Here is a 17,819-nt window from a genome sequence, read left to right on the forward strand (position 1 = left end):
AATTGTGTGGAGGCCGCTGGGCGGCCCCTGTCGCGCCTATGCGAGGAGCTTCGCGGCGTCCTTGGGCGAGAGGGCCTCGGGGCGTTCGCAGGTGGTCGTCATCTCGACGAAGCTTTTCTCCTCGGCCGCGCGCAGGATGCCGGTCATGACCTCGACGGCGTGGACGGCGAGGTCGATGTCGCAGCGGTGCTTGCGGCCCGAGGCGATGCCCTCGGCCATGTCGGCGAGGCCGGCACAGCGGTAGTTGGCGAGCGCGCCGTGCTTGGGGTGGTCCTGGTTCGGCACGCCGAAGGGATGCTCGCGGCCCGGGACCTCGGTACGGTCGCCGTCGCGCTCGGTGATCTCCACCTTGCCGCCGAAGAAGTTCGGGTCGGGGACGAAGATCGAGCCGTTCTCGCCGTAGAGCTCCATGTTGTAGTGGCCGTGGGACCAGACGTCCCAGCTCGCGCCGAGGGTCACGAGGGCCCCGTTCGCGAACTCAAGGATGCCGTGGATGTTGGTCGGCGTGTCGACGGGCACGGTCTGGCCCTCGCGGGGGCCGTTGCCGATGGTGCGCTCTGGCCAGGTGGCGGCGGCCATCGCGGTGACGCGGGCCACCGGACCGATGAGCTGGATGAGGTTGGTGATGTAGTAGGGCCCGAGGTCGAGGATCGGCCCGGCGCCCGGCTGGAAGAAGAAGTCCGGGTTGGGGTGCCAGTTCTCCATCCCGTGGTTCATCACGTGGGCCGTGCCGCCGACGATCTTGCCGAGGCCGCCCTCGTCGATCGCCGCGCGCGCCAGCTGGTGCGCGCCGCCGAGGAATGTGTCGGGCGCGGAGCCGATGCGCAGGTTCTTCGAGCTGGCGAGGCTGCGGAGGGCCTCGCCCTCTTCCAGCGTCAGCACCAGGGGCTTTTCCGAATAGGCGTGCTTGCCGGCCTCGAGGATGCGGGTCGAGACCTCGTAGTGCGCGGCGGGGATCGTGAGGTTGACGATCACGTCGATGTCGTCCGCGGCGAGCAGGTCCTCGACTGTATGTGCGCGCACGCCGAACTCCTCGGCACGGGCGTTGGCCGCCTCCATGTTGATGTCGGCGACCGCGCGCATGTCGAGCGCGCGGAAGAGGGGGCCGAGCCTGAGGTAGGCCGCCGAGATGTTGCCGCATCCGATGATGCCGACGCCGAGCTTTTTCATAGTCTGTCTTCCTTGTTCGATTGGGTCCGGGCGGGGGCAAGGCCCTTCGAAGAGCCTTGCGAGGCCGCTTCGAAGCGGCGTGGCCCGGAGATCAGAGGGCTTTCACGGTTTCCAGCGACCGGCGCGCGAAGCGCTCGTGGTCGGACGGATTGTCGTGCTCCAGCACGTAGTGGCCGACGCCCTGGGCCTGCAGCGCGGCGTGGAGCGCCGGCCAGTCCATCGTGCCGTGGCCCACGTCGGCCCATCCGTCCTCGTCGGCGTTCTCGCCCGCGGGGGCGATATCCTTGACGTGGGCGGCGACGAGGCGGGGGCCGTACTTCTCGATCCAGGTGAAGGGATCCTGGCCGCCCCGGACCACCCATGCGACGTCGAGTTCCAGCACGAGGTCGTCGGAGCCCGCCATGATGAGATCGAGCGGCATGTCGGGGCCCTCGACCTGCGCGAACTCGAAGTCGTGGTTGTGCCAGCCGAACTTGAAGCCCGCGTCCTGGATCGGCTTGCCCGCCTCGGCGAGGCGCTTGCCGAAGGCGGCCCAGCCGGCCGCGTCCTTCTTGCGCTCGTCGGGGCCGACGGCGGGGACCATGACAGCGCTCATTTTCATCGTCTTGGCCATTTCGATGGCCTTCTCGGGCGTCTCTTCGATCATCTGCAGGCCGAAGTGCCCGGTCGGCATGGTGAGGCCGGCGGTGTCGAGCTGGTCCTTCAGCTTCGCGGGATCGTCATAGAGACCGCCGAAGCCCTCGACCTGCTCGAAACCGGTCCGCGCCAGCATGGCCAGCGTGTCTTCGAGCGGCGGGAAGTTGCGGGAGCAGTAGAGCTGGTAGGCGATGGTGGGCATCGGTCGTCCTCTGGTCAGTGTTTCGCCACGGTGGCCGAGTGCAGGTCGCGCAGGGTGAACTGCGGTTCGGCCGCCGGGTCGTCGGGGGTGAAGGTGACCCGGGCCGCGTGGCCCGGGAACAGGTGGAAGGCGGCGTCGGAGACATGGCCCGGCACGTCCGCCTCTGCGGTGACGAAGAAGGCGGGGGCCTCCGTCGCCTCGATGTGCAGCGCCCAGGCGTCGCCCTCGCGTTCGGCCCGGAGCTCGAGGCCCGGGGGCAGGAGGTCGTAGGTCTTCCAGGGCCGGGGCGCGATCACGTCGCCGCCGGAGTGGCCCTCGGGGCCCGTCCAGACGAGGGCGATCATCTCCTGCTCGGCCAGCTCGGAGGCGGGGATCTCGCAGAGCACCTCGGCCTCGGTCCCGAGCGTCGCCGCGCCGGAGGTGAGGCTGCGGCCCTCGCCGTCGGGCGTGACGGCGTAGACATCGACCGAGACCTCTGCCGGATCGGGCAGGTCACTGATGCCAACGATCTCGAGCCGCGCGCCGTCGGGGCGGACCACGACGTGAACCGGCGCATAGAAGTCGCGGGCCATGTGGTGCAGCAGTTTCCAGGCGCCGCCGTGGTCGATCGAGGACCAGGAGCAGACCGGCCAGGTGTCGTTGAGCTGCCAGTAGAGGGTGCCCATGCAGTGCGGCTTGAGCGAGCGCCAGTGCTCGACAGCGGTCTTGATGGCGAGGCCCTGCTGGAGCTGGGATAGCCAGACGAAATCCTCGAACCGCTCCGGCCAGCGGAAGGTGCGGAACATGGTGGAGGCGATCCGGGCATTGCCGCCCTCGTTCTTCTGGTGGCTCTCGAAGACGGGCGCGGCAATGTTCCAGTCCACCGGGTCGGCGAAGCGCGCGATGGTGTCCATGCGGGGGTAGGACTGGAAGCCGAACTCTGAGCAGAAACGGGGCGAGACGTCCCGGTAGTGCTCGAACTCGCGGTTCTCGTGCCAGACCGACCAGAAGTGCATGTCGCCGGAGCCGTCCTCGTGCCAGCTGTCGCCGAAGTTCATAGGGCCGGGGCAGGGGGAGGAGGGCCACCAGAGGGCGCCGGGGTCGGTCGCCTTCAGTTCGTCCTCGATGCAGCGGTTGAGGCGGTCGTAGTTCACCAGGTAGCGGTCGCGGTCCGCGACGCTCTCGGGGAACCAGGTGAGGGCGCCCACCAGCTCGTTGTCGCCGCACCAGAGCGCGAGGCAGGCGCGGTGGTGGAGGCGGGCGACGTTCTCGCGGACCTCGGCGCGGACCTCGGAGAGGAAGTCCGGAGTGGAGGGGTAGAGGTTGCAGGAGAACATGAAGTCCTGCCAGACCATCAGGCCCATCTCGTCACAGAGGTCGTAGAACCAGTCGGGCTCGTAGCGGCCGCCGCCCCAGACGCGGATCATGTTCATGTTGGCGTCGACTGCGGACTGCAGGAGGCCGCGGACCTGCTCTCGGTCGATGCGGCCGGCGAGCGCGTCGGCCGGGATCCAGTTGGCGCCCTTCATGAAGACCTCGCGCCCGTTCACGGCGAAGGCGAAGCGGGCGCCGGCGGCGTCGGGGTCCGTCAGGAGCTCGACCGTGCGCAGGCCGAGGGTGCGGGTCTCGGTGTGATCGCCGAGGGTGAGCGTCAGGGTGTAGAGCGGCTGCGCGCCCTGGCCGGCGGGCCACCAGAGCTCGGGGTCCTCGATGGTGAGGGTGGCGGTGGCGCGTCCGCCCTCTCGGGCGACCTCGCCGCGAATGGCTCGTCCGCCCGGGCGGGCGACCTCGCAGGTGAGGGGCGTGTCGGTGGCGTGTTCAAGGTCGGCGGTGACGTGGAGGCGGACGGTGCCCCCGGTGTGCTCCTGGCGGATGTGGACCGCGCCGATGCGGGGTCGGGCCGCCGGCTCGAGCGCGATTTCGCCGTAGAGGCCGAAGGGGGCGAGCGCGATGTTCCAGTCCCAGCCGAAGTCGCACTGCACCTTGCGGAGCATGTTGCCGTGGGGGATCGGGCTGTTGCCGGAATGGTAGGGGATATAGAACGGCTGGTCGGCCTGGGCCTTTGCCGCCTCGCGGACATTCGAGCGGAAGAGGATCTCGACCTCGTTCTCGCCCTCGTGCGCGACATGGCCGATTTCCACCCGGTAGCTGCGGAAGGCGTTGCGGGCCGAGAGCACCTCGGTGCCGTTCCAGCGCACGGAGGCCACGCAGTCCAGGTCCGAAAGGCAAAGCACGAGGTCGGTGCGGTCGAGCGTGACCGTGCGCCGGGCGGTCCAGTCCCGCTCGGCAATCCAGCGCAGCTCGTACTCGTTGCGGCCCCAGTAGGGCTCGGGAATTCGGCCGGCCGCGTGCAGCGCCGAAATGGCGTCTCCGGGGAGCGCCATCTCGATGGCGTGCTCCCCGGTCTCGTCTTCCAGCGTCCAGCGGCCCGACAGGTCGAGCCGGTGGGTCATAGGCGCTCCTCGGAGGACTTGTCGAAGAGCGAGCCCTTGGCGGGGACGAGGCCGATGGGCAGCGTCTCGCCGGGGGAGACCTTGGCCTGGCCGTCCATGCGGATGCGGAAGCGCTCCTTGCCGAGGGGTGCGTAGACCAGCGTGTCGGAGCCCATCGGCTCGACCAGCTCGACCTTGACCTCGGTCTGCACCGGGCAGGAGGCGACGAGCTCTCCGGTCACGACGTGTTCGGGCCGGATGCCGAGGATGGCGGGTCCATCCGAGACCTGGGGCGCGGAGTACTCGTAGCCCTCCATCGGCAGGCGCAGATCGCCAGCGGTGAACACGCCGTTCTCCAGGTGCCCGTGCATGAAGTTCATGGAGGGGCTGCCGATGAAGTCCGCCACGTAGAGGTTCTGCGGCTTGTTGTAGATGACGTCCGGGCTCGAGAGCTGCATGATCTGCCCGCCCTTCATGATCGCGATGCGATCGGCCAGCGTCATCGCCTCGACCTGGTCGTGGGTGACGTAGATCATCGTGTTGCCCAGCCGCTGGTGCAGGGTCTTGAGCTCGACCCGGAGGTCGGCGCGCAGTTTGGCGTCGAGGTTCGAGAGCGGCTCGTCGAAGAGGAAGACGTCCACGTCGCGCACGAGCGCCCGGCCGATGGCGACGCGCTGGCGCTGGCCGCCGGAGAGCGCGCCGGGCTTGCGGTCGAGCAGCGGCTCGATCTGAAGGATCTCGGCGGCGCGGGCGACGCGGGACTCGATGTCCTCCTTGGGCAGGCGCGCGTTCTTGAGGCCGAAGCTGAGATTCCCGCGAACGGTCATCTGCGGGTAGAGCGCGTAGGACTGGAAGACCATGCCGATGCCGCGCTCGCTTGGCTCGGCCCAGGTGACGTTCTTGCCGCCGATCCAGATCTGGCCGCCGGTGATTTCCAGAAGGCCGGCGATGCAGTTCAGCAGCGTGGACTTGCCGCAGCCCGAGGAACCCAGCAGGACGAGGAACTCGCCCTGGTGGATGTCGAGGTTGAGGTCCTGGAGGACCTTCACCGCGCCGAAGCTGAGGTCGAGGTTCTTGATCTCGACCGAGTTGCGCGAGGAGACTTGGGACATTTCGTTCATTTGCATCAGCCTTTCACGGCCCCCGCGGCGATGCCGCGGACGAAGAGCTTGCCGGAGAAGAAGTAGACGACGAGCGGCACGAGACCGGTCAGCAGGGTCGCCGCCATGTTGACGTTGTATTCCTTCACGCCCTGCACCGAGTTGACGATGTTGTTCAGCTGAACCGTCATCGGGTAGTTCTCGGGGCGCACGTAGACGACGCCGAAGAGGAAGTCGTTCCAGATACCGGTGACCTGGATGATCAGGGCCACGACGAAGATCGGCAGCGACATGGGCATGATGATCCGCACGAAGATGCCCCAGAAGCCGGCGCCGTCGACGCGGGCCGCCTTGAAGAGCTCCTCGGGGATCGCGGCGAAGTAGTTGCGGAAGAGCAGGGTGTTGATCGGCATCCCGAAGGCGACGTGCACCAGAACCAGCCCGGTGAGCGAGCCGTAGAGGCCGGCCTCGCGCAGCAGGATCACGATCGGGTAGAGCATGACCTGGTAGGGAATGAAGGCGCCGATCATGAGGATCGTGAAGAAGACCTCGGACCCTTTGAACTTCCACATCGAGAGGGCGTAGCCGTTCACGCTGGCCACGGCGATGGAGATGATCACCGAGGGGATCAGGATCGTCACCGAGTTCCAGAAGCCGCGGGAGAGGCCGTCGCAGTTGATGCCGGTGCAGGCCTCGGACCAGGCCTTGATCCAAGGCTGGAAGGTGGCCTCGATCGGCGGGGCGAAGATGTTGCCCACGCGGATCTCGGGCATGCCCTTCAGCGACGTGACGAGCATCACGTAGAGCGGCAGGGCGTAGTAGACGGCGACGACGAAGAGGGTGCCGTAGACGATGATGTTGGTGCGGCTGAAGACCTTCTTCGGCCGCGGGCCCGATGGGCCGTCGAGGCGGTCGCGGACCGGCTCTTCGGCCGCCATGGTGCTGGCGAGAGTTCCGACGTTAGCCACGCTTCCGTCCTCCGAATTCGAGATAGGCCCAGGGCACGAGGATGATGACGACCATCACGAGCATCATGGTCGAGGCGGCGAAGCCCTGGCCGAGGTTCTGACCGCCGAACATGGCCTGCATGACGTACTTGGCAGGCACCTCGGAGGCGATGCCGGGTCCGCCCGAGGTCATGGCGACGACGAGGTCATAGAGTTTGACGATGCCGCTGGCGATGAGCACCAGCGAGGTCACGAAGACCGGGCGCATCATCGGGATGATGACGCGGATGTAGGTCTTGACCGTGCCGATGCCGTCGACGCGGGCGGCCTTCCAGATGTCCTCGTCGATGCCGCGCAGGCCGGCGAGCATGATGCACATGATCAGGCCGGTGCCCTGCCAGAGGCCGGCGATCAGCAGGCCGAACATGACGAGGTCGGGATTGTTCAACGGGTCGAAGGTGAAGCTCTCCCAACCCATGCCGCGAACCACCTGCTGGAAGCCCAGCTCGGGGTTGAGCAGCCACTGCCAGATCAGGCCGGTGACGATGAAGGAGAGCGCGAAGGGATAGAGGAAGATCGTGCGGAAGGCGTTCTCGCCGCGGATCTTGCGGTCGAGCAGCGCCGCGAGCACGAAGCCGATGACCAGCGTGCCGACCACCGAACAGACCCCGTAGATCGCCAGGTTCTCGATGGAGACGAGCCATTTGCGCGTGCCCCAGAGGCGGTCGTACTGTTCCAGCCCCGCCCATTCGAGCCGGGGCAGAAGGCCCGAGTCGGTGAACGAATAGACCACCGTCCAGATGGTCCCGCCGAGGAACACGACGAGCGCCGTGAACATCATCGGGATCAGTGCCATCTTGGACTGGAGGTTCTTCAGTATGCGGACCGGGCGGCGCGCCTCGGTCCCGGCCTGCGCCGCCGGAGCGTTACCGGCCTCATCGGCGATTGCCATGGTGTCCTCCCAAACTGCCATGCCCCCTCAGTCCGGCACGGCCTCTGATGGAATGGGCCCCCGAAGAGGGGGCCCATCCGTGATCGTGGAGAGGCCGATTACTCGGCGTCTTCGATGATCTGGGCGTACCGCTCCTGGGCGTCCTCAGCAGTCATCGAGGGCGTGTTCCAGAACTCGGTCATCAGGTCGTTGGCCTGCGTGATCGTGTCGGGCGTCAGCAGCTCGTTGCCGGAGGGCAGCGTGTTGCCGGCGGCCAGCAGGTCGAGACCTTTCTGGGTGCACTCGTTGACGGTCTCGAGGTCGACGTCGCCGCGGATCGGCAGCGAGCCCTTCTTGGAGTTGAAGGCGACCTGAACCTCGGGGGACAGCAGCAGCGCGGCCATCTCCTTCTGGGCGGCCTCGATCTCGGGGTCGCCGGTCACCGGGAAGTAGAAAGCGTCGCCGCCGGTGTCGAGCACCGCGACCTCGCCGAGACCGGGCAGGCAGGAGTAGTCCTCGCCGGCGGTCATCTCGGCCACGGCGAATTCGCCCTGGGCCCAGTCGCCCATGATCTGCGCGCCGGCCTGGCCGGTGATCACGGCGTTGGTGGCCTGGTTCCAGTCCTGGACGTCGATGCCGTCGGACAGGTCACGCGCGTCGGCGAAGGCCTGGAAGACGCGGGCGTAGTTCTCGCCACGGGCGACCTCGGCGTTCTTGTCGCGGTTCACGGCGAGCCAGTCTTCCTGACCGGCCAGCGCGATGGCCATCACGCCGAACATGCCGTTCTGCTGCCAGGCCTGGCCGCCGACGGCGAGCGGGGTGACGCCGGCCTCTTCGAGGGCGGAGGCGGACTCGGTGAACTCGGTCCAGTTCTGCGGAACCTCGAGGCCGTTGTCCTCGTAGGCGGCGTTCGAGAGCCACATCCACTGCCAGGAGTGGATGTTGACCGGCGCACAGTAGACACGGCCGTCGATGGTGCAGGCGTCGAGCAGCGTGGAGGGGTTCACGATATCGGCCCAGCCCTGCTCTTCGGCGACGTCGGTGAGGTCGAGCAGAAGGCCCGCCTCGATCAGTTCCTCGGCCTGGCGGCCGTGGTTGAACTGGAACGCCGCCGGCGGGTCGCCGCCGATGATCCGGCTGACCATGACCGGGCGAGCGGTGTCGCCGCCGCCGGCGATCGCGCCGTCGACCCAGGTGTGGTCGGTCCGCTCGTTCACCGCCTTGGCGAACTCGTTCACCGCCGCAGCCTCGCCGCCCGAGGTCCACCAGTGCATCACCTCGAGTTCGACGGCGTTCGCCGCGGACGCGCTTACGATAGCGCTAGCAGCCAGAAGTTTAGTGGTCAGTCTCACGATTTCTCCTCCCTAGACTAAATCGTTGTAGGCGAGGCTATATCGATTTAGAAATATGACTCAAGAGCTTTCCTTTCCGAATGTCGTGACGATGTCGGGAGGTGGGCTAAGTCTCGGTGGTTGAACCCGAAAAGGGCACTGCCGCAGCCGACCAGGAAGGGGCGCCGGCGGTCCGCCGCGCGTCGGGACGTTGAAGAAAACCGAGGTTCCCTTGACCGCAGAGGCGAGGCCGGCCGGCACGAAGCCGACCCTGAAGACGATTGCCGAACTATCGGGCCTCGCGGTGCCGACGGTGAGCCGTGCGCTCAACGATGCGCCCGATATCGGGGCCCGCACCAAGGAGCTCGTGAGGCGAATCGCGCTCGAGATCGGCTACGTTCCGAATCGGGCGGGCGTCCGTCTGCGGACCGGCCGGACGCAGGTGATCGCGCTGATCATCTCGACCGAGCACGAGATCATGAACCACACCGCCCGGATGATCTCCTCGATCGCGGGCGGGCTGAAGGGGACGGCCTTCCACCTCAACGTGACGCCCTACTTCCCGGACGAGGACCCGATGCGGGCTGTCCGCTACGTGGTCGAGAACCGGCTGGCCGATGCGGTGATCCTGAACCAGACGCAGCCGCGCGACCCGCGCGTGGCCTACCTGCGCGAGCGGGGGTTCCCCTTCGCCACGCACGGCCGCACCGACTGGTGCGAGAGCCACCCCTATTTCGACTTCGACAATCTCGTTTACGGCCGGATCGGTACGGAGAAGCTGATAGAGCGCGGCCGCCGCGAGATCGCCGTACTCGCTCCGCCGCTCGACCAGATGTACTCGCAGCACATCGTCGCCGGGGCCGCGGAGGCCGCCAAGGCTGCCGGTGCGCGGCACATGGTCATCGAGGGCGCGACCACGAACGATCACCACGAGAAGATCCGGGCCGCCGTACATGCCCAGGTCGAGGCGCGTCCCAAGACCGACGCCATCATCTCGAGCTCCGCCTCCGGGGCCATGGCGGCGGTCGCGGCGCTCGAGGCCGAAGGCCTGGTGCTGGGACGGGACGTCGATGTCTGCGGCAAGGAGAGCCTGCCGATCCTGACGCTTTTCCGTCCCGAGATCGTCGCGGTGCAGGAAGATGTGGCCCGGGCCGGCGCCTTCCTGGCGCGAGCGGCGATGCAGGCGATCCTGGAACCCGACGCCCCGCCACTTCAGGGGCTCGACATCCCCGACACGTGACGTGAGGTTGCGGGTCGTAAGAGTTGCCAATCAGGGAGGATGCGTATGGCGACGCAGATTAAGGGCCCGGCCTTGTTCCTGGCCCAGTTCGCGGGCGACGAAGCACCGTACAATTCGTTGAAGAATATCGCCGAGTGGGCCGCGGGCCTCGGCTACAAGGGGGTGCAGATCCCCACGTTCGATCCGCGGCTCTTCGATCTCGACAAGGCGGCCGAGAGCAAGGACTACTGCGACGAGGTCAAGGGCACCTGCCAGGAGGCCGGGGTCGAGATCACCGAGCTCTCGACCCACCTTCAGGGGCAGCTGGTCGCGGTGAATCCGGCCTATGACTCGGTCTTCGACGCCTTCGCGCCCGAGAAGGTGCACGGCAATCCGAAGGCGCGGCAGGAGTGGGCGGTCGACCAGGTTAAGAAGTGCGCCGTCGCATCCAAGCACCTCGGCCTCTCGCACACGGTCTCATTCTCCGGCGCGCTCGCCTGGCCCTACGTCTATCCCTGGCCGCAGCGGCCCGAGGGGCTGATCGACGAGGCCTTCGACGAGCTGGCGCGTCGCTGGAAGCCGATCTTCGATCACTACCAGGAGCACGGCCAGGACATCGGCTTCGAGCTGCACCCGGGCGAGGACCTCTTCGATGGGGCGACCTTCGAGATGCTGCTGGAGAAGGTGGGCAACCACCCGGCCTGCATGATCAACTACGATCCCAGCCACTTCGTGCTGCAACAGCTCGACTACGTGGCTTTCATCGACATCTACCACGAGCGCATTAACGCCTTCCACGTCAAGGATGCCGAGTTCAATCCGGACGGCCGGCAGGGCGTCTACTCCGGCTACCAGGGCTGGGTCGGGCGCGCCGGACGCTTCCGGTCGCTGGGCGACGGCGATGTCGATTTCAACGCGATCTTCTCCAAGCTCACGCAGTACGGCTACGACAGCTGGGCCGTGCTCGAGTGGGAGTGCTGCATCAAGTCGGCCGAGCAGGGCGCCGCCGAGGGCGCGCCCTTCATCGCGAGCCACCTGATCGAGGCGCCGGCCAAGGCCTTCGACGATTTCGCGGGCGGCGAGCGTGACGAAAAGCAGATCAAGGGGATGCTGGGACTATGAGCCGAGTGAGACTTGGAATGGTCGGCGGCGGCCAGGGCGCCTTCATCGGGGGCGTGCACCGGATCGCCAGCCGCATCGACGACCGCTTCGAACTGGTGGCGGGGGCGCTCAGCTCCACGCCGGAGAAGGCCAAGGCCTCGGGCGAGGCGCTGGGCCTCGATCCCGAGCGGAGCTACACCGACTACGAGGAGATGGCGAAGGCAGAGGCCAGCCGTCCCGACGGCATCGAGGCGGTCTCGATCGTCACGCCGAACCACATGCACGCGGGACCGGCCATCGCCTTTCTCGAGGCCGGGATCCACGTCATCTGCGACAAGCCGCTGACCACCTCGATGGAGGAGGCCGAGCGGATCGCGAAGGCGGTCGACGCCTCGTCGGCGAAGTTCATCCTGACGCACAACTACACCGGCTACCCGCTCATGCGGCAGGCGCGGCAGATGATCGAGCGCGGCGACCTGGGCAAGATCCGGGTGATCCAGGCGGAATACGCGCAGGACTGGATGGCCGAGGAGCCCGACGCCGACAACAAGCAGGCGGCCTGGCGGACCGATCCCAAGAAGTCCGGCGGCGGCGGCGCGATCGGCGACATCGGCACCCACGCGCTCAACCTCGCGACATTCGTGTCGGGGCTGAAGCCGGAGGCGCTGCTGGCCGACCTCGATGCCTTCGTCACGGGGCGCCAGCTCGACGACAACGCGCACGTCCTGCTGCGCATGTCCGGTGGCGCCAAGGCGATGCTCTGGGCGAGCCAGGTCGCGATGGGATGCGAGAACGGTCTCACCTTGCGGATCTACGGCGACAAGGCCGGGATCGAATGGGCGCAGGAAAATCCGAACCGGATGACCTTCACCAAGTTCGGTGAACCCAAGCAGATCATCACCCGCGGCGGCGCCGGTCTTGGCGGTGGTGCGGGCGACTGGACCCGCATCCCTCCGGGGCATCCGGAGGGTTACCTGGAGGGCTTCGCCAACGTCTACACGGACGCCGCCGACCTCATCCAGGGCAAGGCGGACGGGGCGCTTCTGCCGGGCATCGAAGCCGGTCTCGAGGGCATGTGGTTCATCGAGGCCTGCATCGAGAGCTCCAAGGCAGGCGGCACCTGGGTCAAACGGTGAGCCTGCACCCGGACGAGATCGCGGTTGCGCCCGCGACCGTCCGGGCGCTTCTGGCCGGCCAGGCGTCGCGCTGGGCCGGCCTCGACCCCCACCGGGTCGAACAGGCGGGCACCGATTTCCACCTGTTCCGGCTTGGAACGGACATCGTGGTCCGCCTGCCGCGCCATCCCGCGGCCGATGCCCAGATGGCGCGGGATGCGCTTCTCTTGCCGCGGCTCGGCCCGCTCGTGCCGCTCGAGACCCCGGAGTTTCTCTTTCTCGGACAGCCGGGCGCGGATTTTCCATTCCGTTGGTCGATCCAGCGCTGGATCGAGGGCGAGGATGCTTTGCGGCATCCCGAGCCGATCGCCTGCGGCGGCGAGCTGGCGCGCTTCATCGCGGCCCTGCGCGAGGTCGATCCCGTGCTCGCCGGCCCCCCGCATGGCAACCGGGGCGTGCCCCTGGCCGAGCGCGATGCCGAACTCCGGAGCGCGCTGGAGCAGATATCGGAGCTTCCCCGGGACAGCGTGCTGGACCTGTGGGAGAGGGCACTCCGCGCGGCGCCGCCGGAGCGGCTGGCCGTCGTCCACGCAGATCTTCACCCCGGCAACCTGCTGGTCCGCGACGGTCGCCTGACGGCGGTCATCGACTGGGGCCTGGTCACGCAGGGCGATCCGGCGGTCGACCTCATGTGCGCCTGGGCGGTGCTCGACCGCGGAGACCGTGCGGCGTTCCGGGCCATACTGGCGCCGGACGAGGACGAGTGGCTGCGAGGCATGGGCTGGGCGCTCGCCTTCGCCTTGCCGATCATCCCCTACTACCGGGAAAGCGACCCTGCCTTCGCGGCCCTCGCCAGGCGAACCGTCGAGAGGCTACTCGCCGTCTGACGACAGCCGAGCTGCGACCTCCGCGACCATTTCCTCGGGCCTCTGGTCGGCGGAGACCCGGATCGCGGTCTCGTCGTCGCCCGGCGGTTCCAGCGTCTCGAACTGGCTGTCGAGGAGGGACAGCGGCATGAAGTGGCCCTTCCGGCCCTGCATGCGTTCCGCGATCAGCTCCTTGCTGGCGTCCGGATAGACCGTGATCAGGCCCGGCAGCTGCGCGCGGAGCCGGTCGCGGTAGCTCCTCTTGAGGGCGGAGCAGGCCAGGACCGTCTCGTGGAACTGCCGTTTCTCCGCCGCGGCCCGGGCGAGCTGGTCGAGCCAGGGCCAGCGCATCTCGTCGGTCAGCGGCTTGCCCGAGGCCATGCGGTCGACGTTCGACTGGGGATGATAGGCGTCACCCTCCAGGAAGACCGCACCGAGCCGCTCCGCCAGCGCGGAGCCCACGGTCGACTTGCCCGATCCGGAGGTACCCATCACGAGGATGGCGCGGTGTTTCGGCGTTTGCGTCATGCGCAGGACCCTGAGCGATCGGACTTCCGGTGAAAAGGCCCTAGCGGCCGGGAATGTTGTGGCGCTTCTCGCCGGCGCCTTCCCAGGTGTCGATGGCCTCCAACGCGCTCTCGGCATCCTCCACGAAGCGGAAGAGCTCCAGGTCCTCGGGCGAGATCGTGCCCGCGTCGGCCAGCGCCTCGAAGTCGACGATCCTGTCCCAGAAGCTGCGCCCGAAGAGCAGGACGGGGATCTTCTCCATCCGCCCGGTCTGGATAAGCGTCAGGCATTCGAAGAGCTCGTCCAGCGTGCCGAAACCGCCCGGGAAGACGCAGACCGCGCGGGCCCGCATCAGGAAGTGCATCTTCCGGATCGCGAAATAGTGGAAGTTGAAGCAGAGTTCCGGCGTGACGTAGCCGTTCGGCTCCTGCTCGTGCGGGAGCACGATCCCGAGTCCGATCGAGCGCCCGCCCGCGTCGAGCGCGCCGCGGTTGCCGGCCTCCATGACGCCGGGACCGCCGCCGGTGACGATGACGTCCTCGCGGCCGCCCCCCGCGAGCGAGCGTTCGGTCACCAGGCGGGCGAAGCGCCGCGCCTCCTCGTAGTGCTCGGCCAGGCCGGCGAGGGTCTTCGTGCGCGCCTCGTCGCGACGCGCCGGTTCGGGAATGCGTGCTCCGCCGAAGAGGACGATGGTCGAGGCGATCTCCGCCTCGTTCATCGTGAGTTCGGGCTTCAGCAGTTCAAGCTGCAGCCGGACGGCCCGCAGATCCTCGCGGAAGAGGAAATCGGGGTCGTCGAAGGCAAGCCGATAGGTCGGTGAGGCCGCCTGGGCCGATTCCGGTGCCTTCTCGACGGCTGTCCTGTCCTCCCGGCTGTGGCGCAGGGGGTGGCGATGTCGGTCGTCCATGTGGGGTCCTTGCAGGGCTTTGTCCCTTGATGGCAGGGTCCCGCGGTGAAGTAAAACGCGAGCCGCTCATGGACATCCCGACCCCCGACGACATCGCCGCCGCGGCGCGGCGCATCGCTCCTTCCGTCCACCGAACGCCGGTCATGTCGAGCGATGCTCTCTTGCCGGGACGGAGCCTGGAGCTGAAGCTCGAGAACACCCAGAAGACGGGCAGCTTCAAGGTGCGCGGGGCCTTCGAGACGCTGCTCTCGGGGACGGTGCCCGAAGCGGGCGTGGTCGCGGCATCGGGCGGAAACCACGGCGCGGCGGTCGCCCACGCGGCGCGGGCCCTCGGCCACCGCGCAAAGATATTCGTTCCGGAGATCGCGGGACCCTCGAAAATCGCCCTGATCGAGGAGACGGGCGCCGAACTGGAGGTCGTCGGCGGCGCATACTCCAACGCCCTGGAAGCTGCGCAGGCCTGGGAGGCGGAAACAGGCGCAGGCCAGATTCACGCTTACGACGCCTTCGGCACGCTGGCGGGGCAGGGAACCGTCATGGCCGAGTGGGAGGATCAGGGGCTCGAGGCCGATACCGTGCTCATCGCCGTCGGCGGGGGCGGCCTGATCGGCGGAGCGCTGGCCTGGCTGGACGGCCGCCGGAAAGTCGTGGCGGTGGAATCCGAGGGGACGGCGACGCTGCATACGGCTCTGCGGGATGGGCCCGGGGCCGAGATCGAGGTCTCGGGCATCGCCGCGAACGCGCTCGGCGCGCGGAAGATCGGCGCGCGGGGATACGAGCTGGCGAGGAGGTACGGGGTCGAAAGTGTCCTCGTGAGCGATGAGGCCATCGCCGACGCGCAGCGGCGGCTTTGGCGCGGCGTGCGGCAATGGGTCGAGCCGGCCGGCGCCGCGGCCCTCGCCGCCCTGAGCAGCGGGGCCTATCGCGCCGAGCCGGACGAACGCATCGCCGTGCTCGTCTGCGGGGCCAATCCGGCGCCCGCGCCCTTCTAGCGGGCGGGGCGGATCACGCCTTCGCAGCTGATGCGGCCGTTGGTCAGGCCGATCCGCTCGCCGTTGTGGATGAGGTGCCAGGTGGGCGCGTAGTTCCCGACCTGCGCTCGCGCGTAGGAGCAGCCGGTGGTCGGATCGGTCCAGAACTGGGCGGTCGAGGCCGCCGGCGGCGCATGCGGCGAAACGGTTCCGTAGGCCATGCCGCTCCAGTTGGAGGTGGAAAGGGTCTGGGCCTGCGCGCCGAGCGGCGTCAGGGCGATGGCGGCGACGGCAGCGAGGAGGGTGCGGGTCATCTTCGGGTCTCCCGGATTGCGTTGGCCCCTTCAGTCTCACCTTTCGATTGTCGGACTGGTGGAGCGGAGACGGCAAAACCGTGGCAGATCGCTCGTATTCGGCGGGTTCGACGCCGTGATTGCGCGCGGGCGGTCCATCGGGCACAAACCGCGCGACCGATGCACATGCCGGAGGGCCCAATGTCGAACGCCAATCTCGAAGCCGCTATCGAAACCGCCTGGGACATCCGTGACCAGATTACCCCTTCGACCGGCGGGGAGACGCGGGAGGCGATCGAGGACACGCTCGACGCCCTCGACAGCGGTTCGCTCCGCGTGGCCGAGAAGGGCGCCGACGGCGAATGGCAGGTGAACCAGTGGGCCAAGAAGGCGGTGCTGCTCGGCTTCCGCCTCAAGGACATGGAAATCCAGCCCGGCGGTCCGCAGGGCGGCGGTTGGTGGGACAAGGTGGACAGCAAGTTCGCGGGCTGGGGCGAGAACGCCTGGCGGGCGGCCGGCTTTCGCGCGGTGCCGAACTGCGTGGTCCGCAAGTCCGCCTACATCGCCCCGGGCGTCGTGCTGATGCCGTCCTTCGTGAACCTTGGCGCCTACGTGGACGAGGGGACCATGGTCGACACCTGGGCCACGGTCGGCTCCTGCGCCCAAATCGGGAAGGGCGTGCACCTGTCGGGCGGCGTCGGCATCGGCGGCGTGCTGGAGCCCATGCAGGCGAACCCCACGATCATCGAGGACAACTGCTTCATCGGTGCGCGGTCGGAGGTCGTCGAGGGCGTCATCGTGCGCGAAGGCTCGGTCCTCGGGATGGGCGTCTACATCGGTCAGTCCACCAAGATCGTCGACCGCGAGACCGGCGAAGTCTTCATGGGCGAGGTGCCGCCCTATTCCGTCGTCGTCTCCGGTTCGATGCCGACGAAGAACAACCTCAACCTCTACTGCGCGGTCATCGTGAAGCGCGTGGACGAGCGGACGCGGTCGAAGGTCGGCATCAACGAGCTCCTGCGCGACTGACGACCGCAGGTGGAACCGGTCACCTCACGGAGTCGTTAACTGCCGAGACAGGCGCGGGCAGAGTGCCTCCGCGCGCAAGAGACACGAGGACTGATCAATGACCGGAGTAGGCTGGCTCGCAGCTATCATCATCGGCGGCATCGCAGGTTGGCTTGCCGAGAAATTCATGAAGGCCGACATGGGTCTTCTGATGAACATCATCCTGGGCATCGTCGGCGCCCTCATCCTGAACGCCATTCTGCTGGCGATCACGGGTGGCACGCTGGGCGGCTGGATCGGCCAGCTGATCATCGGCTTCATCGGCGCATGCCTGCTGATCTGGGTCGCCAGAATGGTGCGCAGCAAGACCTGACGCGCCCTGCGGCAAAGACAGGAACGCGCGGCCCGCTCCCGAACAGGGGCGGGCCGTTTTAGTCTGGAGGGAGTGACGTATGGGACTGGGCTTCTTCGGATCGATCATCGTCGGCGGCTTCGCCGGCTGGATCGCCAGCCTGATCATGAAGGCGGGCACGGGGATCGTCGCGAACATCATCCTCGGTATCGTGGGCGCGATCGTGCTGAACGGGCTTCTTCGGGTCATCGGCATCTATACCGCCGACGCCTGGCTCACCCAGTTGATCGTGGGCGCGGCCGGGGCCTGTTTGCTGATCTGGGGCTACCGCAAGATCACTTGACGCCGCTTCGGGGCGGAGCGATGAGGCGGACATGGCGCAACGGGTCTTCACGCTTCTTGTCGAGGTCGGCCGCAAGGCGGGCGACGGCCTGCCCAAGGAGGCAACGGGCGGGGCCCTGATGTGCTTCGCCTCCGGTGTGGACGAGGCGGAGGCCGTGAGAGAGACCGTGGCGGTCCTCAAGCAGGCCGATCTCGCGCCGCTCGACGTCTCCGGCTACGGGACGCTGGAAGAGCGTGAAGCCGAGGGTCATGACATCTCCGACGAGGAGCGGGCCCTGATGCAGCGCGCGCTCGACGAGAACGCCGTGATCGTCGCGCAGATGACACCCTTCTACGACTGAGACGCCGGATGGTCGCGTCGCACCGCAGCCGCAGCGATTGCGGCCGGGGAGGTGCGGGGGTAGCGATGG

At 67.8% G+C, this 17,819-nt stretch carries 19 protein-coding genes; 9 read left to right on the forward strand and 10 right to left on the reverse strand.

Features of this window, described 5'->3' with window-relative positions:
* Positions 1-36: 36 nt before the first annotated feature.
* The 7 genes from F3S47_RS16365 to F3S47_RS16395 form a co-directional block, all read right to left on the reverse strand.
* A complete protein-coding gene (locus F3S47_RS16365) occupies positions 37-1,170 on the reverse strand; it encodes a Gfo/Idh/MocA family protein (protein ID WP_150446373.1) in 1,134 nt (377 codons plus the stop codon).
* Between the two features lie 91 nt (positions 1,171-1,261).
* Positions 1,262-2,008, reverse strand: a complete 747-nt coding sequence (locus tag F3S47_RS16370; protein WP_150446374.1) for a sugar phosphate isomerase/epimerase family protein — start codon at positions 2,006-2,008, stop codon at positions 1,262-1,264.
* 14 nt (positions 2,009-2,022) lie between these two features.
* The gene (locus tag F3S47_RS16375) at positions 2,023-4,440 is read right to left on the reverse strand and encodes a beta-mannosidase (protein WP_150446375.1); all 2,418 of its coding nucleotides are present in this window, start codon (positions 4,438-4,440) and stop codon (positions 2,023-2,025) included.
* Positions 4,437-5,540: an ABC transporter ATP-binding protein gene (locus F3S47_RS16380; protein WP_150446430.1), complete on the reverse strand. Its 1,104-nt coding sequence runs from the start codon at positions 5,538-5,540 to the stop codon at positions 4,437-4,439. Before F3S47_RS16380 ends, F3S47_RS16375 begins: the two co-directional genes overlap by 4 nt.
* A gap of 5 nt (positions 5,541-5,545) precedes the next feature.
* Positions 5,546-6,457: a carbohydrate ABC transporter permease gene (locus F3S47_RS16385; protein ID WP_223877860.1), complete on the reverse strand. Its 912-nt coding sequence runs from the start codon at positions 6,455-6,457 to the stop codon at positions 5,546-5,548.
* A gap of 22 nt (positions 6,458-6,479) precedes the next feature.
* Entirely contained in the window at positions 6,480-7,418 is a 939-nt protein-coding gene (locus F3S47_RS16390; RefSeq protein WP_150446377.1) for a carbohydrate ABC transporter permease, read from the reverse strand.
* Between the two features lie 98 nt (positions 7,419-7,516).
* Entirely contained in the window at positions 7,517-8,749 is a 1,233-nt protein-coding gene (locus F3S47_RS16395) for an ABC transporter substrate-binding protein (protein WP_150446378.1), read from the reverse strand.
* Between the two features lie 211 nt (positions 8,750-8,960).
* Between F3S47_RS16395 and F3S47_RS16400 the strand changes: the two genes are divergently transcribed.
* The 4 genes from F3S47_RS16400 to F3S47_RS16415 are packed head-to-tail and all read left to right on the forward strand — an operon-like array spanning position 8,961 to position 13,050.
* A complete protein-coding gene (locus F3S47_RS16400) occupies positions 8,961-9,968 on the forward strand; it encodes a LacI family transcriptional regulator (RefSeq protein WP_150446379.1) in 1,008 nt (335 codons plus the stop codon).
* Positions 9,969-10,013: 45 nt separating this feature from the next.
* Positions 10,014-11,069 (forward strand): sugar phosphate isomerase/epimerase family protein, encoded by a 1,056-nt coding sequence (locus F3S47_RS16405; RefSeq protein ID WP_150446380.1) that lies wholly within the window; start codon positions 10,014-10,016, stop codon positions 11,067-11,069.
* Positions 11,066-12,184, forward strand: a complete 1,119-nt coding sequence (locus F3S47_RS16410; protein WP_223877853.1) for a Gfo/Idh/MocA family protein — start codon at positions 11,066-11,068, stop codon at positions 12,182-12,184. The genes F3S47_RS16405 and F3S47_RS16410 overlap by 4 nt, the downstream gene beginning before the upstream one ends.
* Positions 12,181-13,050: an aminoglycoside phosphotransferase family protein gene (locus F3S47_RS16415; RefSeq protein WP_223877854.1), complete on the forward strand. Its 870-nt coding sequence runs from the start codon at positions 12,181-12,183 to the stop codon at positions 13,048-13,050. The genes F3S47_RS16410 and F3S47_RS16415 overlap by 4 nt, the downstream gene beginning before the upstream one ends.
* Here F3S47_RS16415 and F3S47_RS16420 read toward each other — a convergent pair.
* Both F3S47_RS16420 and F3S47_RS16425 read right to left on the reverse strand, forming a co-directional pair.
* Positions 13,036-13,557 carry a gluconokinase gene (locus F3S47_RS16420; RefSeq protein WP_150446381.1) on the reverse strand — a complete coding sequence of 174 codons (522 nt, stop codon included), beginning with the start codon at positions 13,555-13,557 and terminating at the stop codon, positions 13,036-13,038. The two genes, F3S47_RS16415 and F3S47_RS16420, sit on opposite strands and share 15 nt — an antisense overlap.
* A 40-nt stretch (positions 13,558-13,597) precedes the next feature.
* Positions 13,598-14,443 (reverse strand): LOG family protein, encoded by an 846-nt coding sequence (locus F3S47_RS16425; RefSeq protein ID WP_150446382.1) that lies wholly within the window; start codon positions 14,441-14,443, stop codon positions 13,598-13,600.
* A 68-nt stretch (positions 14,444-14,511) separates the two neighbouring features.
* Between F3S47_RS16425 and F3S47_RS16430 the strand changes: the two genes are divergently transcribed.
* On the forward strand, positions 14,512-15,435 hold the full coding sequence (locus tag F3S47_RS16430; protein ID WP_150446383.1) for a serine/threonine dehydratase: 924 nt from the start codon (positions 14,512-14,514) through the stop codon (positions 15,433-15,435).
* On the opposite strand, the gene F3S47_RS16435 is transcribed toward F3S47_RS16430, so the two are convergent.
* The gene (locus F3S47_RS16435; RefSeq protein ID WP_150446384.1) at positions 15,432-15,728 is read right to left on the reverse strand and encodes a hypothetical protein; all 297 of its coding nucleotides are present in this window, start codon (positions 15,726-15,728) and stop codon (positions 15,432-15,434) included. The genes F3S47_RS16430 and F3S47_RS16435 overlap by 4 nt on opposite strands.
* Positions 15,729-15,908: 180 nt before the next feature.
* On the opposite strand from F3S47_RS16435, the gene dapD reads away from it, so the two are divergent.
* From dapD to F3S47_RS16455, 4 genes are all read left to right on the forward strand, one after another.
* Complete coding sequence (gene dapD / locus F3S47_RS16440) at positions 15,909-16,736, forward strand: 2,3,4,5-tetrahydropyridine-2,6-dicarboxylate N-succinyltransferase (RefSeq protein WP_150446385.1); 828 nt, start codon at positions 15,909-15,911, stop codon at positions 16,734-16,736.
* Between the two features lie 97 nt (positions 16,737-16,833).
* A complete protein-coding gene (locus F3S47_RS16445) occupies positions 16,834-17,088 on the forward strand; it encodes a GlsB/YeaQ/YmgE family stress response membrane protein (RefSeq protein ID WP_150446386.1) in 255 nt (84 codons plus the stop codon).
* 79 nt (positions 17,089-17,167) lie between these two features.
* The gene (locus tag F3S47_RS16450; RefSeq protein ID WP_150446387.1) at positions 17,168-17,410 is read left to right on the forward strand and encodes a GlsB/YeaQ/YmgE family stress response membrane protein; all 243 of its coding nucleotides are present in this window, start codon (positions 17,168-17,170) and stop codon (positions 17,408-17,410) included.
* 31 nt (positions 17,411-17,441) lie between these two features.
* Complete coding sequence (locus F3S47_RS16455; RefSeq protein WP_150446388.1) at positions 17,442-17,750, forward strand: hypothetical protein; 309 nt, start codon at positions 17,442-17,444, stop codon at positions 17,748-17,750.
* The last annotated feature ends 69 nt before the right edge of the window (positions 17,751-17,819 follow it).

Source organism: Histidinibacterium aquaticum (genome assembly GCF_008710275.1).
Lineage (GTDB): Bacteria > Pseudomonadota > Alphaproteobacteria > Rhodobacterales > Rhodobacteraceae > Oceanicola > Oceanicola aquaticus.